At 60.9% G+C, this 16,470-nt stretch carries 10 protein-coding genes; 7 read left to right on the forward strand and 3 right to left on the reverse strand.

The genetic code is table 11. The features are described 5' to 3' along the window. Nucleotides 1-37: 37 nt before the first annotated feature. Nucleotides 38-1,066, reverse strand: coding sequence for a type VI secretion system baseplate subunit TssG (gene tssG / locus C8C92_RS21935; protein ID WP_165829520.1), 1,029 nt, complete (start codon nt 1,064-1,066; stop codon nt 38-40). Further along, nucleotides 1,027-2,868 (reverse strand): type VI secretion system baseplate subunit TssF, encoded by a 1,842-nt coding sequence (gene tssF / locus C8C92_RS21940; RefSeq protein WP_116745233.1) that lies wholly within the window; start codon nt 2,866-2,868, stop codon nt 1,027-1,029. Before tssF ends, tssG begins: the two co-directional genes overlap by 40 nt. 292 nt (nt 2,869-3,160) lie before the next feature. Here tssF and C8C92_RS21945 point away from each other — a divergent pair, with 292 nt between their 5' ends. The 6 genes from C8C92_RS21945 (at nt 3,161) to C8C92_RS21970 (ending at nt 14,469) form a co-directional block, all read left to right on the forward strand. Further along, nucleotides 3,161-5,401, forward strand: coding sequence for a serine/threonine-protein kinase (locus tag C8C92_RS21945; RefSeq protein ID WP_116745234.1), 2,241 nt, complete (start codon nt 3,161-3,163; stop codon nt 5,399-5,401). Beyond that, nucleotides 5,398-5,958 (forward strand): hypothetical protein, encoded by a 561-nt coding sequence (locus C8C92_RS21950; RefSeq protein WP_116745235.1) that lies wholly within the window; start codon nt 5,398-5,400, stop codon nt 5,956-5,958. The genes C8C92_RS21945 and C8C92_RS21950 overlap by 4 nt, the downstream gene beginning before the upstream one ends. An 807-nt stretch (nt 5,959-6,765) precedes the next feature. After that, nucleotides 6,766-8,073: an HlyD family efflux transporter periplasmic adaptor subunit gene (locus C8C92_RS21955; protein WP_116745236.1), complete on the forward strand. Its 1,308-nt coding sequence runs from the start codon at nt 6,766-6,768 to the stop codon at nt 8,071-8,073. Between the two features lie 27 nt (nt 8,074-8,100). After that, nucleotides 8,101-10,236, forward strand: a complete 2,136-nt coding sequence (locus C8C92_RS21960; protein ID WP_116745237.1) for a peptidase domain-containing ABC transporter — start codon at nt 8,101-8,103, stop codon at nt 10,234-10,236. Nucleotides 10,237-10,714: 478 nt separating this feature from the next. After that, the gene (gene mutS / locus C8C92_RS21965; RefSeq protein ID WP_116745238.1) at nt 10,715-13,414 is read left to right on the forward strand and encodes a DNA mismatch repair protein MutS; all 2,700 of its coding nucleotides are present in this window, start codon (nt 10,715-10,717) and stop codon (nt 13,412-13,414) included. A 14-nt stretch (nt 13,415-13,428) separates the two neighbouring features. After that, nucleotides 13,429-14,469: a hypothetical protein gene (locus C8C92_RS21970; protein ID WP_243420325.1), complete on the forward strand. Its 1,041-nt coding sequence runs from the start codon at nt 13,429-13,431 to the stop codon at nt 14,467-14,469. Between the two features lie 192 nt (nt 14,470-14,661). Here C8C92_RS21970 and C8C92_RS21975 read toward each other — a convergent pair whose 3' ends face one another. Then, complete coding sequence (locus C8C92_RS21975; RefSeq protein WP_116745240.1) at nt 14,662-15,207, reverse strand: peptidylprolyl isomerase; 546 nt, start codon at nt 15,205-15,207, stop codon at nt 14,662-14,664. 93 nt (nt 15,208-15,300) lie between these two features. On the opposite strand from C8C92_RS21975, the gene C8C92_RS21980 reads away from it, so the two are divergent. Beyond that, nucleotides 15,301-16,422 (forward strand): cupin domain-containing protein, encoded by a 1,122-nt coding sequence (locus C8C92_RS21980; RefSeq protein WP_099762772.1) that lies wholly within the window; start codon nt 15,301-15,303, stop codon nt 16,420-16,422. Nucleotides 16,423-16,470 lie beyond the last annotated feature (48 nt).

Consider the following 16,470-nt stretch of genomic DNA (forward strand, 5'->3'; position numbering starts at 1 on the left):
CTTCCAACAGTCAGCGGGGTCCATCAATAAGGCGGTCTCAGGCGGAACCATCGAATCGAATGTCGTAATGCATGTCGTCACGCTCACGGGCCGGCAACTTGTCGGCCAAAAAGGCATCCTCCGCCAGGCAGGCGCCCATGCCCAGCACGCAGGTGCGCACATCTTCCCGGCGCAGCACCAGGCGTATTTCAAAACTCATGCCAGGCAAGCCAAACAGGCCCAGCATCTGACGCAGGGCCAGCGCACCGGGGCGTCCAGGCAAGAAATCCTCATAGACATGGCGCGCCAGCGGCCCAAGCACCAGGCGCACGCGCAAGTCGGCGCGCCGGCAGCGCTCGCCCAGCATGGCGCCTTGCCCCAGCCCGGCATGCGCGGTGGCCAGCAAAGTGCGCTCCTGCGGCGCGCGCCGGAACCAGGCGCCCACAAAACGCTGTATGCGCACGGGTACGCCGAAATACTCGGCCAGCAGCGCCTGCATCACGTCGGCCGCCACGGGCCGATGCCGCAACAAGGCCGCGTAATGGGCCAGCACATGCGCTGGCAAGCCATCCGCCAGCTTGGCCACCTCGGCAGGCCAGGCGCCCGCCAGCGCCAGTTGCAAGGGCAGGAAATCGCCGCCGTCGGCATCCTGCTGGCATTCGATGCGGTAGCGGGCCCAAGCCTGATAAAACAGGATCAGCGCGCGGTGAGAGAGCGTGTCGAGCCAGGCGCGGGGACCACCATCGCCCGTTTGCCGCTCGTGGCGGGCGAGCGTTTCCGTGTAATGCAGCGGCAAGCTGCCATGCACGCCTAAAAAACCCAGCATGGCCGCCTGCACATGCACCTGCGTCTCGCCATCTGCTCCCTGCTCCAGCCACAGCTGTTCGATTTCGCCCGGCGCAAACGACAGCGATGCACTGCCATGCAGGCGCAGGTAATCCTCAAACACCTGCTCCTGCGAAATGCCCTGCTGCATCAGCCAGGCAGACAGCAGGCGCACCGCCGGAAAGAAGCCCGTGCCGGACGGATCGGCCAGCAGGCGCGCGACTACACCAGCGTCTGGTTTCCATTGCGTGGCAGGCAGCACAGCAACTCCTTTCCAGTCTTCTGCGACAAGACGATCAGGCGGGTAAATGAGGCCAGGTGCACATACAGCCCGAGAAAGCGTTCGATCACCTGGGCAAAGGCATGCAAGCCGCTGCCGACAAAGGCTTCTTCGTCGACGGACAGCAGGACGTCGATGCCGAAGACGAGGCTGCCGCCCGCCTCGTCCTGCAGCCAGGTACTGGCGGCGCGCTGGCGCAGTCCCGTCAAGCCCGCGATCTGGCGCGCGGCGCTGGCCGAACCGGGCAAGTTGTACAACTCGAGTATTTGCTTAAAGAGCGGCAAGCCCTGTTCATTCAGCGACTGATGGTTCAGGGACAATTGCGCGATCAACCGCCAGTGCGACGCCGCACCCGCAGGGAAGCGGCACGGCGCGCCGGGTTTGCGCAGCAGGCGCACCGGCAAGGCGCTGGCCACGCCATCATGGTGCAGGTCGCCCGCGGCATTGCCGAACATCAGGCGGCTTGGCAAATCGCGGTTGCTGCAGGTCAGCACGATGGACACCGTTTGCGTGGCGTCGTGCAGCGGCTGCATGGCGCCGTCGACAAAGGCGATGCGCATGTCGTAGCCGGGATTGCTCAGCGCCATGTCTTCGTCGCGCCGCGTCACCCAGTAGCGCCCTTGGCGCCCGCCCGCTTCGCCATGGCGCATCGAATAGAACGGGTGAAACGCATCGAGTGCGCCACCGCTCTGCGTTTCACTGAGCACCTGCACGCTATCGACGCTGTAAATATCGTAGCAATGCGCCTGCCGCACCGATGGCAGCAGCACATGCTCGGCGCTCGCGTGCGTCAGGCGAATGGGATTGGCCGCCTGGCGAAACAGGTTGACGACGGGCGTGCATCCCGTCACCAGATGCCTGGCGGACAGGGGCCGCAAGATGCGCGCGATATCCGCATCGGCCTGCACGTCGGCCAGCAGCAGGTGCACGGTGCAGCGCCGGCAGCCCGGCGGCAACTGCGCGCATAGCGCAGCCAGGTCCAGGTCGACGAAATTGAATTTATCCGGAAAGGCAAACCATTCGCCCAGCAGGCGGTAAGCGGGATGCGAGGCGGCCATGGCCGGCATCAAGGCATCCTCGGCAGCAAAGCCGACCGGATGCAAGGGCACTGCGTCCAGCGCATGCCATACGCCATCGACTTCCACATAGGCACAACGCGCACGCAGGAACAGGCTGTCGCGCAAGGTGGCGCAAAAGGAAGGCTCGCCGTCGAGGAACAGGCGCAGCGCCGGCAGCGGCAGCCCGTCCAGCGTGGACGTGGCACCCGTCGCTTCGAGCGTGATGCTGATCGCCGCCCCCAGATCCGGTGGCATGCGCACTGCGGGCGGCGCCGCCACGATGGACTGGAAGCGCACCTCGGACAGGCGCAGCGGCGCCACGGCGACATCGTAGGCGGTGGTGAACTTGCAGGCAACACCCTGATGCTCCGCTGCATGCATGAGCGTGCCGCGCGGGATCACGGCCAGCTCGCTCACTGCCGCAAGGTCGTTATCGATGCGGGCAATGGCGCAGGCAGGAAACGGGCGCAAATAATGGGGGAAATTGACTTCCAGCAAGGTTTCACTGAAGCTGCCGAAGCCATCAGCCAGCCGCTTGGCCGTGCGCGCATTGAACATGGCAAATGCCTGCAGCATGCGCGCCAGGTGCGGATCGTCGGTGGTGCCCAGGTCACTGCCCACGATGCCCAGCGCGCTGGCGATGGCCGGATAGCGCCGGGCAAACGCCTGATTGTGCGCATGCAAGGTACCCAGTTCGCGCTCGTAATACTGCAGCAACTCATCCATGCCAGCCTCCTTCGCCTGATCGGCACATGCCGGTACAGCCTCGTCTGCATTATTGAGGAAGCATGGAATAGGAAAATTGAGTTTGAACAAGATTGCATGCATCACAAGGAATGCCATCCCGGCGCTGGCACAGCAATTTTCGTTCACTCTTTGCCAATATTAATTGACTTATTCGAAACAATCGTTTTAAATCAGGGAGTTACTCAAAATCAATCATCTTGGGCACTCAAGCATCGCATTGACCCTTTTCGATGCTTGACGTCCACGCTGATGCACTCTGAAGCCAAGGTATATGGAACTGCTCGACTCCCTGCGTCAGACCCCACTGCAAGACGACACGATCAGCGGGCACTATGAAGTGCGCCGCTTGCTGGGCGAAGGCGGTTTCGGCCATGTATTCGAAGCCTGGGATGCCAAGCTGTGCCGAAGCGTGGCTCTGAAGCGGCTGAAACCGCAAGCCGACGTGCTGCATCCGGAAAAACTCATCAATGAAGCGCGCCTGGCCGCCTCGCTGCGCCATGCCGCCTTCGTGCGCATCTTCGCCATCGAGGGCCAGGGCACGGGCCAGTCCATCGTCATGGAACTGGTCGAAGGCCAGACGCTGGGGCAATTCATGCACAGCGGCAAGGCTGACCTGCAGGCGGCACTCGACATCGCCTACCAGATCGCCGACGCCATGGACGAAGCGCACGCGATGGACCTCGTGCATGGCGACCTGAAACCGTCGAACCTGATGCTGGAAGCAGATGGCAAGGTGCGCATCCTCGACTTCGGTCTGGCGCGCCACATCGACCCGCAAGCGACGCAAACGACCACCCTGTGCGACTTGCAGGGCACCATCGCCTACATGGCGCCCGAGCGCCTGATGGGCCGCCTGCCCGACACGCGCGGCGACGTCTACGCGCTGGGCGCCATGCTGTACGAAATGCTGGCCGGCCAGCGCCACTTCGCCCACCTGCACGGCCTGGCCCTTGCCGCCGCCCACATGCAGGCGACGGAAGCCTGGCCGGACCTGCCCGAAACGGTGCCGCCCACCATCAACGCCCTCGTGCGCGCGATGACGGCGCACGACCCGGCCGAACGGCCACGCACCATGCGTGACGTGCGCGAGGCGCTAGGGGCGCAGCGCGGCGAACCGCTCACCTTGGCCACGCCCCTGGCTGAGAACAAGACTACGGAAGAAGAACCGCCCGCCGCCGTTTCCATCCGCCTTCCCCTGCCACGCAAGCGCACCCTGAAATGGGGCGCGGGCGTCGCGCTGCTGGCGGTGCTGGCGGGATGGCAGTTGCCGAATATGGTGCCTGTCGTCAAATCGTTCATCACGGGCGAAAAGGCGCCTGTGCCGTATTCGGAAATGGCCAGCATGGCGGCGGGGATGGAGGCGTTGCGGGTGTTTGATCGCGATACGAGCCAGGCGCAGGCGATTGAGCATTTCAGCACTGTGCTCACACATAATCCCGGCAGTGCGGCCGCCGCTGCGGGCTTATCTATTGCCTATAGCTTGCGTTATATCAGTGGAGATCGTGACGATACTTGGCTACAGCGTGCAGAGGTTACTGCAAAACAAGCGTTAGAAGCAGACGATCAACTAGCGATGTCTCATGTGGCGCATGCTTGGGCCTTGGAATTCAAAGGCAAGCGAATTGAAGCTCTACAAGAAGTCACGACGGCACTGAACCTAGATCCCACTAACCCGTTGGGGATATATGGCAAAGCACGCTTGCTTGTCTATGCTCAAAAATTTGACGCAGCCAAGGAAGTTATTGAAAAGGCAATTTCGCACTATCCTAAGGATCGGCTCTTCAATTCTCTATTGGGGACAATGTATTACAAACAAGGCAAGTACGCGGAAGCCGAACAGCTATTCCGAAAAAGTATACAAATGGACCCGCAATCCGCCAGAGCCTATGCTCAGCTGAGTGCTGTGCTGGAACGTCTAGATCGTGCAGATGAAGCACTTCAAGTATTACAGCAGGGATTGCAAATACATCCTGACTGGGAACTCTATACCAACTTAGGTAATGCCTTGTTTAACAAGGGAAATTATCTGGGCGCTGTACAAGCATTTGAAAATGCCGTTTCAGAAAATAAAGGTAGTCCGGGACATTACTTACTTTGGGCAAACCTCGCCGATGCCCAGCGTTGGGTTCCGTTACAAGCTGAATCGTCGCGAGACTCATACCGACGTGCGATCACCCTACTTAAAACCATGTTACAACGGGCGCCGAAGGATCCAACGCTCAAGTCCCGCATGGCTTTGTACTCGGCCTATGCTGGAGCCAAAGAGGATGCGCTAACTCAAGTGAAAGAAGCCGTAACTTTGGCACCAAAATTGCCTGACATTCACTTTAGGGCGGCACTGACTTATGAATTGATTGGTAAACGCAGTGAAGCACTGGCAGCTCTAATACATGCGGTCCAATGGGGCTACCCTATAAATCTGGTCGAATCGGCCCCCGATCTGTTAGCACTACGGCGAGATGTTCGCTACCAAAAATTACTTATCGATATAGAAAGAAATCAAAAAAAATGACGTACGAAAAACCTTGGATGAAATTATCTGTACATTTTGATGCAGACCAAACCACCAACCAGCTCGACTATGCATTTACCTCATGCGACGGCAGCGCCGACCCGCGCCACGGCGAATACATGGGAGGCGTGCACTTCCATCAAGGTCAGCATGTCTACTTCGAAGCCAATTGCTGCGGTTCCCAAAAAAGCGGCTTCACCTCGTTCCAGATCGTCGATTGCTGCCTTATCAGCCTGCCTCAGCTAACCCAAATCGGTCCGGATGTACCCACGCGTTACTCGCCACCATCGCCTTTCCTACAAGCAATCGGTGCAACCTATCCGCTACAACTGGACTTCGAGTCCCATCTGCTGCCGCAAGACCCTGAGCTACCAGACCTGCGCCGCATCAGACAAGAGTGGAAACACACACTTGATGTAGGCCATACCAAAGGCCGCTGGGAATTATCACTTGTGCTGACCGTTCGCATTTTACGTGGTGAGCAGGCGTTGCCCGAGTTACGCGTATTCTCGTTTGATCCTGAAGCTTCAGTGGGCGGTAGCTCTGACACGAACTAAAAACCTGTCTACCTAATATTGGCCCCATACAAATGCGGCCTTACGACAAATATAGGTTTTAATTTCGCAAATTCACCTAAGAAATGGAAAGGAAGATATGCAGGAATTAAACTTTGAAGAAATCCAAGTAATCTCCGGCGGAAACATGCCAGAATCCTCAGTTGGCGGATCGTCGGATTGGAGCTGATATTATCCAGCATGCAAGCGACTTGTTATACGCATCACTCCACATGAAAAGCAACTTCGTCAGTGAGAAAACAACATGCAAGAATTAAACACACACGAAATCGAAGTAGTATCCGGCGGAAACATGCCTGAAGGCTCGATCGGCGGGGACATCAACTGGTAAATTAATACCGGCAAGGCCGTACCTTGCGGCCTTAAGCTGCGCCCCATTCAGAGCCGCTCCGGCATTCACCGGCGTGGCTCCTGTTTTTATCGCCTGGCAGTCATGACGATCTACGGCAGCAGCGATTGGAAGGCCTCTCTTGCACCGGCACCTGCCACAATAAATCTATGCTTTTTTCAACAATTGCTTTACGATGTTTTTGTTTTAAAAACGTAAATCTTATGATATTACCAATGAGTAGACCATGCAAGAATTAAACGGGAACGAAATCGACGCAGTGGCAGGCGGCCTGCTGCCGGAAAGCTCTGTTGGCGGCAACACCAGCTGGTAAGGCTGAGGCCCAAGCCATACGCTCTGCAGTCCCATGCTCGGGCAGATAACTGCGCTGGCGAACTGCAAGCCTGCCAATACCACGGCTGACGTTATTACAGCCCTCATTACCTGAAAAGTCCATCATCTTGCGTGATCAACCCAGCGTCCCTGCTGCCGCCACCAGCCCCGCACCGCCCGTCCAACCCCTGTTCCGCCAGCAAGCCATCGAGCATCTGGGCAATAAACAATACGGCACCGTATTGCTGGCGCGGCCCGTCAGCCATCTGTTCCTGACCTGGCTGTTCCTGGCCATTGCGCTGGCCATCGTCGCTTTCTTCATCTTCTTCAGCACCACGCGCAAGGCGCAATCGCAGGGCGTGCTGCTGCCGACCAGCGGCGTGATTCGCGTCATGCCGGGCCAGGCGGGCGTCATCGCCGGGGTGCACGTCAAGGAGGGACAGGCGGTGCGCGCGGGCGAGGTGCTGTTCGTGCTGTCGGGCGAGCGCAGCAGCGCCAATGCGGGTGCCCCCCAGCAAGTCGTCTCGGATTTACTGAAAAGCCGGCGCGACAGCTATGACGCGGAATTGCAGCAGTCGCGCCTGCAATCGCGCCAGCGCATGGCGGCCGGCCAGCGCCGTGCCAGCGACCTGGCGGCCGAGATCGCCCGCATGGGCGACCAGATCGTGCTGCAGCAGCGCCGCATCACGCTGGCCGAGCAGTCCTATAAACGCTATAGCGACCTGCACGCCACCCATTACATCTCGTCCGCCCAACTGCAGGACAAGCAGGCCGAGCTGCTGGACCAGCACCAGCGCCTGGGGGAATTGCAGCGCATCAAGTCGGCCAACCAGCGCGACCTGGCCACCACGCAAGCGGATGTGCGCGACTTGCAGGTGCAGGCGCAGCGCGATACGCAAGACTTGCAGCGCAACGCAACGGAGATCGAGCAGGAACTCACCGAAAACGAGGCGCGCCGCGAAATCCTCGTGCGCGCGGCGCAGGATGGCATGGTCACGGCCATCACCACCGAGCTGGGGCAGACCGTGGCCGCCAACAGCGTGCTTGCCTCCGTGCTACCGGCTGGCGCCCAGCTGGAGGCGGAAATCTATGCACCATCGCGCTCGGTCGGCTTCATTAAGCCGGGCATGACGGTGCTGTTGCGCTACCAGGCCTATCCATACCAGAAATTCGGCCAGTATCCGGCGCTGGTGCGCGAAGTGGCCAGCACCTCACTGCGGCCGGAAGAGCTGGCGGTGCCGGGCGCCGTCAGCGGCACGAATGGCGAACCCCTGTACCGTATCCGTTTGACCTTGCAGCGCCAGAGCGTGCAGGCGTATGGTGAAACCCTGCCCCTGAAGTCGGGCATGCTGGTCGACGCCAGCGTGCTGCTGGAACAGCGGCGCCTGTATGAATGGGTGCTCGAACCCCTGTTCAGCATTTCCGGGCGCCTGTAAGCCCCATATTGATCTTCCACAATACTCATGCACCTCCCTGATCTCACCCACATGTCCTTCTGGCGCAGCAAGCGCCTGCCCGTCCTGCTGCAAACGGAAGCGGCCGAATGCGGCCTGGCCTGTCTGTCGATGGTGGCCAGCTACTGGGGCCATCAGACCGATATTTCCAGCATGCGCCGGCGCTTTTCCGTGTCATTGAAAGGCGTGACTTTAAAAGGGCTGATGGCGATGGCACAGGGCCTGGCCCTGCATACGCGGCCCTTGAAACTCGACATGCAGCATTTGCCCGAGCTGAAGCTGCCCGCCATTCTGCACTGGGACTTGAACCATTTTGTCGTGCTCAAGTCCGTCTCCGGCAACCATGCCGTGATTCACGACCCGGCCGTGGGCGAGCGCCGCCTGCCGCTGGCGGAAGTGGCGAAACACTTTACGGGCGTGGCGCTGGAGCTGACGCCGACCGCCGAGTTCAAGAAGGCCGAGGAAAAGCAGCAGTTTTCCCTGCTGTCGCTGATGGGGCGCGTGGTGGGCTTGAAACGCGGCTTGCTGCAATTGCTGGTGCTGGGCCTGGCCTTGCAGGTGTGCGCGCTGGTGGCGCCGTTCTACATGCAGTGGCTGGTCGACGAGGCGCTGCTGGCCGCCGACCGCGACCTGATCACCGTGCTCGGCTGCGGTTTTTTGCTGCTGGTGCTGGTGCAGACGGCCATCGGCGCAGTGCGTTCCTGGATCACCACGGTGCTGGCCACTAACCTGAACTTGCAATGGCTGGGCAATGCCTTCGCTCACTTATTGAAACTACCGCTGCCGTATTTCGAGAAGCGCCACACGGGCGACATCGTCTCGCGCTTCAATTCCATCCAGACCATGCAGCGCAGCCTGACGACGCAATTCGTCGAAGGCGCCATCGACGGTGTGCTGGTGCTGGCCACCCTGGGCATGATGCTGGTCTACAGCCCGCTGCTGGCGGGCGTGGCCTGCATCGCCGTGCTGCTGTATGTCTTGCTGCGCTGGGCCCTGTTCAAGGCCATGCGCGAGGCGACGGCCGAACAGATCATCCACGCGGCAAAACAGCAGACGCATTTCCTGGAATCCGTGCGCGGCATCCAGAGCATCCGTCTCTTTGATCGTGCGGCGGAGCGCCGCGCCAACTGGACCAACGCGCTGGCCGACCAGTTCAATGCCGACCTGCGCATCGCCAAGCTATCGGTGTCCTATCAGACGGCCAATACTTTGCTCTTCAGCGCCGAACGGGTGATCGTCATCTGGATGGCCGCGCTGGCCGTGCTGGACAACCGATTTTCGGTGGGCATGCTGTTCGCCTTCATCAGCTACAAGGACCAGTTCAGCCAGCGCATGGCCAGCCTGATCGACAAATTGTTCGAGCTGCGCATGCTGCGCCTGCATGGCGAGCGCGTGGCTGACATCGTCCTGACCGACGCGGAAGAAGACGGCAGCGACGTCGAGGTCGACATGGACGATATCTCGCCATCGATCGAGATCCGCAACCTCACCTTCCGCTACGCCGCCAGCGAACCGAATGTATTGAGCGGCCTCAATTTGCACATTCCCGCTGGCCAGTGCATCGCCGTCACGGGCCCGTCCGGCTGCGGCAAGACGACCCTCATGAAGCTGCTGCTGGGCTTGCTGGAACCGACGGAAGGCGAAATCCTCATCGGCGGCATCAAGCTGGGCAGCCTTGGCTTGACGAACTACCGGCAATTGCTGGGCACGGTCATGCAGGAAGATACGCTGTTTGCAGGCTCGATCGCCGACAACATCAGCTTCTTTGCCCCTTCCCCCAATTACCAGCAGGTGCAAGCCTGCGCGCACCTGGCGGCCGTGCATGGGGAAATCGCCGCCATGCCGATGGGCTTCAACACCCTGGTGGGCGACATCGGCAGCGGCCTGTCCGGCGGGCAAAAACAGCGCATCCTGCTGGCGCGCGCCTTGTATAAAAACCCGAAACTGCTGGTACTCGACGAAGCGACCAGCCACCTCGATACGCACAACGAACAGGCCGTGAACGCGGCGATCCGGAAAATCCAGCTCACGCGCGTGATCGTCGCGCACCGCCCGGAAACCATCGCCATGGCGCAAAGGGTGGTGGTGCTCCAGCAGGGAAAAATCGTGCAGGATGTGATGCAGGAAACGCAGACAGCCGCTTAACTCTTGGCATGCAGCAAGAATTGTTTTACGATGGATTAGGTTTGCAATTTCGCAAGTCTTAATCATGAGGTGACAACTATGCAAGAATTAAACATCAACGAAATCGAGGAAGTCTCTGGCGGACTGTTACCGGAGGGCTCCATCGGTGGCGATACCGGACCAAATTAATTCCGGTCATCTATAAACAGGGGGATCAATGCCCATGCCTGTGACCATGACGGAATGACTGCCCTTGTCATCGTTTGACATTGCGATTCCTGCCCTTCGCTTCAAACAGATATATTCACGCCGTGCCGCCTGTCGGCGCGGCAGCCCCCCCCCCATCCACACGCAATACGCCGCCCCGCCTGCCGAAAGCGGTAAAATGACGGCCTTGAACCCAAGCTCTGCCCCCTGGCGCAGCCTTGAACGCACACAGCACCACCCACAGCCCGGCAGGCACGCGTTTTCCTGCCGCCGGACCAACGACAAAGAACACATGACCACCGTCCCAAAAGAAATCAACGCCGCCGCGGCAAAGAAAAATTCGGCTGAAAAGCTCACACCGATGATGCAGCAGTATTTAGGCATCAAGGAAAACCATCCGACGATGTTGGTCTTCTACCGCATGGGCGATTTCTACGAGCTGTTTTTCGAGGATGCGGAAAAAGCCTCGCGCCTGCTGGGCATTACCCTGACGGCGCGCGGCGTAGCCAGCGGCAACCCCATTAAAATGTGCGGCGTGCCGTTTCATTCGCTCGATGGCTATCTGGCCAAGCTGGTCAAGCTGGGCGAGTCGGTGGCCATTTGCGAACAGATCGGCGATCCGGCCACCAGCAAGGGGCCTGTTGAACGCAAGGTCATGCGCGTGGTCACGCCGGGCACTCTGACGGATGCGGACTTGCTGCCAGAGAAGGCCGAGCGCCCGCTGCTGGCCATGTGCAGCATCACGCAGCGCAAGACGGTCACCACGGGCCTGGCCTGGCTGTCGCTGGCCAGCGGTGCCTTGAAACTGATGGAGTTTTCCGGCGACAGCGGCACCGTGGCGGCGCGCTTGCAGCAGGAGCTGGAGCGCATCGTGCCGGCCGAAATCTTGAGCGGCGACAATGGCAACCTGTTCGACGACTACGCGGGCACGCACATCAACCGCGTGCCGGACTGGCATTTTGACGTGGTCGGCGGCCACAAGGCCCTGCTCGACCAGCTGGGCGTGGCGACCCTGACGGGTTTTGGCGCCGATGGCCTCGGCGCCGCGTTCGGCGCGGCCGGCGCCCTGCTGCGCTATGCGCAATCGACGCAGGGTCGCGGCTTGCAGCACGTGCGCTCCCTGACGACGGAAACGGAAAGCGAATTCATCGGCCTGGACGCGGCCACGCGGCGCAACCTGGAGTTGACGGAAACCATCCGCGGCCAGGAATCGCCAACCTTGTTTTCCCTGCTGGATCATTGCCGCACCGCCATGGGTTCGCGCATGCTGCGCCACTGGCTGCACCATGCGCGGCGCGACCAGAACGTGGCGCGCGCGCGCCATGAAGCCATCGCCGCGCTGGCGCAAAGCGAAGCGGCGGCGCCCTTGGCCGCCACGCTGGCGCAAGTGCCCGATATCGAACGCATCACCACGCGCATCGCCCTGCTGTCGGCGCGTCCACGCGACCTGGCCGCCCTGCGCGACGGCTTGCTGCAACTGCCGGCCCTGCGCGGCGACGTTGTGCGTTGTTATAGGGGTGAACAATGCGGCCAGGGCGGCGAAAGCGGTTTGCTGGCCGCCATCCACGCGGCCCTGGCGACACCAACCGCCTGCCTGGAATTGCTGGTGCGCGCCGTGGCGCAGGAACCGGCTGCCATGGTGCGCGACGGCGGCGTCTTCGCCACCGGTTTTGACGCCGAACTCGATGAACTGCGCGCGCTGTCGGAAAACGCGGGCCAGTTCCTGCTCGACCTGGAAACGCGCGAACGCGCACGCACGGGCATCGCCAACCTGCGCGTCGAATACAACAAGGTGCACGGCTTCTATATTGAAGTCACGCACGGCCAGACGGACAAGGTGCCGGACGACTACCGCCGCCGCCAGACCCTGAAAAACGCCGAACGCTACATCACGCCCGAACTCAAAGTATTCGAAGACAAGGCCCTGTCGGCGCAGGACAAGGCCCTGGTGCGCGAAAAGCTGCTGTACGAGCTGCTGCTGGCCGAACTGGCGCCGCACATCGGCACCCTGCAGACGATTTCGCAGGGCCTGGCCCAGCTCGACACCCTGAACGCGCTGACGGAACACGCGCAGCAGCACAACTGGGCCGCGCCGCAACTGGTCGACGAGCCGTGCATCAACATCATCGAAGGCCGCCACCCGGTGGTGGAAAATCAGATCGAACGCTTCATCGCCAACGATTGCCGCCTCGTCAACGAGCGCCGGCTGCTCTTGATTACCGGTCCGAACATGGGTGGTAAATCGACCTTCATGCGCCAGGTGGCGCTCATCACCCTGCTGGCTTACGTGGGCAGCTACGTGCCGGCCGCGTCCGCCACCATCGGCCCCATCGACCGCATCTTCACGCGCATCGGCGCCACCGACGACCTGGCGGGCGGACGCTCGACCTTCATGGTGGAAATGACGGAATCGGCCGCCATCCTGAACGGCGCCACCGAGCATTCGCTGGTGCTGATGGATGAAGTGGGCCGCGGCACCTCGACCTTCGACGGCCTGGCCCTGGCGTGGGCCATCGCGCGCCATCTGATCGACAGCAGCCGCAGCTTCACCTTGTTCGCCACGCACTACTTTGAGCTGACGCAACTGCCGGACAGCCACCCGAGCGCCGCCAACGTGCATCTGTCCGCCGTCGAACACAAGGACAGCATCGTCTTCCTGCACGCCGTGCAAGCCGGTCCCGCCTCGCAAAGCTATGGCTTGCAGGTGGCGCAACTGGCGGGCGTGCCGCAACCGGTGATCAAGGCCGCGCGCAAGCACCTGGCGCGCCTGGAAGCGCAGGCGCTGGACGCCACACCGCAGCGCGACCTGTTCTCGCTGCCCTCCGCCGATCCGTATGCGCAAGAGGAAGAAGAGGAAGCGGCGCCGCTGGCCGCGCTGAATGCGGCGCAGCAGGCCTTGCTCGACGCCATCGCCGACCTAGATCCCGATGCGCTCACGCCGCGCGACGCGCTGGAGCAGTTGTATCAGTTGAAACGGCTGGCCGCCGCATGACCATCCGGCGCAGCATGGCTAGCCTACGTCTGCGCCTGCTGGCTGTCGGCTTGCTGGCCGCCAGCCTGCCATGGCAAGTGGCGCTGGCCGCACCAAGCGACCAGGCCGGCTTCGAGTTTGCCGTGCTGGGCCATTCCTTCAACGCGGGGCCGGACGATGGCCCGTTAAAAAAGGCCATCGCGGAAACCAGCGCCTTCAATGCTTCGTTCGTGGTGGCTACCGGCATCAAGGCCGCCAGCGAGTCCTGCAGCGACAAGCTGTACAGCCAGCGCAAGGAGGTGCTGGACGCCAGCGGGCCGCCGCTGATCGTCTCGCTGTCGGCCAGCGACTGGGCCAACTGCCGCAATTCGCGCGGCAGGGTCAACGCCATCGAGCGCCTGAACCGCTTGCGCGACGTGTATTTTTCCGACGACCAGAGCCTGGGCCAGCGCAAGCTGACCCTGTCGCGGCTGTCCTCGACGGCGAAGTTCCGCAGCTATGCGGAAAACGCCCACTGGGAATACGGTGGCGTGCTGTTTGCGACAGTCAACCTGCCCGCGAATAACAACCATTTCCTGCCAGAAGCGGGACGCAACAGCGAATTCGAAGACCGCCTGGTGGCTAACCGCTCCTGGCTGCAGCGCCTGTTCGCCATGGCACAGCGCAAGAAACTCGACGGCATCGTGCTGTTTTCCGATGGCGATGTGGGCGTACTGGACGAAGACGACAACTCACTGCTGCCCAGCTTCAGTTCGAAACAGGATGGCTTTGCCGGACCGCGCAAGCAGATCCGTACCCTGGCAAAGAAATTCAGCGGCAAGGTGTTATTGGTCGATACGCAGCACGCTGGCGATGCGGACGGCAAGGACGGCAAGGAGGGCAAGAGTAAAAAGGCCGCGGCCAGGGCTGGCGGGCCGAAAATCAGCTGGAAAGGCAACCTGGGCCACGTCAGCATCGACAACGACTGGTCCGCCATCGCCGTACGGCCAAGCAAAACGCCATTCTTTGAGGTGCGTCAACGGGCCACGCGGCCATCGGCGCAAGCGCGGGTTAAGGCGTCGACTGTGCGCAGATAAACGTGCGCCGCAATAGATAAAGGCCGACGCAAAGCCAGCCTTTATCTATCCAATCCACCAGCGTCACGGCGCCTGACAAAACCGTAGCGAGCAGCTGCGCGGCGTGGCCGAGAAGCGCAACCGTACTAGAGTACGGTGAGCATCGCCGGCCGCGCCCCGCTGCGCGCAGTAGGTTTGGTCAGGCGCCCCAGATTAGTGGATCGGGTGGGTGCGGAAATGATCGCCTTCGTCACCATCTTCTTCTTCATCGCCATGGTCATGGCCGTGTGCGCCATGCACGTGGCCATGGGCGATTTCTTCGTCGGTGGCTTCGCGCACGTCAGCGACGGTCAGCGAGAAGCGCAGCGCGATGCCGGCCAGTGGATGGTTGCCGTCCAGCACGACTTTGTCGTCAGCGATATCGGTCACCGTGAAGATCATCGCTTCTTCGTCCGGCGAATCGCTTTCCGGCATGCCTTCGAACTGCATGCCCACTTCCAGCGGCTCAGGCAGGCGATTGCGCGGCTCGACCTTCACCAGGGCTGGATCGTATTCACCGAAAGCATCATCCGGTTCGATCTGGATCGTGTTGGAATAGCCAACTTCCTTGCCATCGAGCTCTTCTTCGATCTTCGGCAGGGTGTTTTCATAATCACCGTGCAGGTAGACCATCGGCTGACGGCCGTCTTCGATCAGATTGTCTTGCGCGTCTGACAGTTTGTAGTTGACAGTCACGACCGTATTTTTGGCAATCTTCATTATGCTTCCTTTCATTGTATAAGCTGGCAAATTATACCTTCACGCCGCCAACGACAGGCGCATTCCTGCATTTCCGGTTGTTATAATGGGCGCATGAAAAAATTAACTCTCCTCGGCGATATCACGCCGGCGCAATTCCTGCGCGACTACTGGCATAAAAAGCCCTTGTTGATCCGTCAAGCCGTGCCTGGCTTCAAGGCCCTGTTCGATATCAAGGCCCTGGCCGAACTGGCCACCCTCGACCACGTCGAATCGCGCCTGGTCAGCCATGTGGATGGCCACTGGAACATGCAGCAAGGTCCGTTGACCAGCCTGCCCTCGCTGAAACAGAAGGAATGGACCCTGCTGGTGCAGGGCGCCAATCTGCACAGCGCCAAGGCCGACGCCCTGCTGCGCCAGTTCCGTTTCCTGCCGGACGCGCGTCTGGACGACCTGATGGTCAGCTTCGCCACCGATGGCGGCGGCGTGGGCCCGCATTTCGATTCCTACGACGTGTTCCTGCTGCAAGGCCAGGGCAAGCGCCACTGGCGCATCGGCGCGCAGAAGGACCTGAGCCTGATCGACGGCTTGCCGCTGAAAATCCTCAGCAACTTCACGCCCAACGAAGAATTCACGCTGGAACCGGGCGACATGCTGTACCTGCCGCCCCACTACGCGCACGACGGCGTGGCCATCGGCGATTGCCAGACGTATTCGATCGGCTTCCGCTCACCCACGTTCCAGGAACTGGGCGAAGCTTTCCTGCAATTCATGGCCGACTCGATCGACTTGCCGGGCATCTACAGCGATCCCGACTTGAAAGCGTCGGGCAAGCCGGCGGAAATCCCCCGTGAAATGCTCAGCACCATCACGGAAGAAATCAACAAGGTGCGCTTCACGGAAGAAGACGTGACCATTTTCCTGGGCGAACACCTGTCGGAACCGAAACACAATGTGTTTTTCACGCCGCTGTCCAAGCCGCTGACGGTGGGCCGTTTCGCGGACGCCGCACAGAAAAAGGGCGTCGTGTTGTCGCGCAAGACGCTGATGCTGTATCGTGGCAAGAATGTCTTCATCAATGGCGAATCGTTTGCCATTGGCAAGGCCGATAAAACGGCCCTGGAAACCCTGGCCAACGAACGCGCGCTCGATGGCGCTGCCGTGGCCCAGGCTTCCGATGACGTGATGGATGCCTTATATACCTGGTATCAGGATGGCTGGATCGAACTGGCTTGAATGGGTGCGGCGTAGCAAAGTGGTATGACAGCAGGTGAAAAGACAGCC

It is taken from the genome of Janthinobacterium sp. 78 (assembly GCF_003096775.1).
Taxonomy (GTDB): Bacteria; Pseudomonadota; Gammaproteobacteria; order Burkholderiales; family Burkholderiaceae_D; genus Janthinobacterium; species Janthinobacterium tructae.

Coding starts and splice junctions, on each gene's coding strand:
- mutS (WP_116745238.1), top strand. CDS start 10,715: ATGACCACCGTCCCAAAAGAAATCAACGCCGCCGCGGCAAAGAAAAAT.
- C8C92_RS21945 (WP_116745234.1), top strand. CDS start 3,161: ATGGAACTGCTCGACTCCCTGCGTCAGACCCCACTGCAAGACGACACG.
- C8C92_RS21970 (WP_243420325.1), top strand. CDS start 13,429: ATGGCTAGCCTACGTCTGCGCCTGCTGGCTGTCGGCTTGCTGGCCGCC.
- C8C92_RS21960 (WP_116745237.1), top strand. CDS start 8,101: ATGCACCTCCCTGATCTCACCCACATGTCCTTCTGGCGCAGCAAGCGC.
- C8C92_RS21950 (WP_116745235.1), top strand. CDS start 5,398: ATGACGTACGAAAAACCTTGGATGAAATTATCTGTACATTTTGATGCA.
- C8C92_RS21980 (WP_099762772.1), top strand. CDS start 15,301: ATGAAAAAATTAACTCTCCTCGGCGATATCACGCCGGCGCAATTCCTG.
- tssF (WP_116745233.1), bottom strand. CDS start 2,868: ATGGATGAGTTGCTGCAGTATTACGAGCGCGAACTGGGTACCTTGCAT.
- C8C92_RS21975 (WP_116745240.1), bottom strand. CDS start 15,207: ATGAAGATTGCCAAAAATACGGTCGTGACTGTCAACTACAAACTGTCA.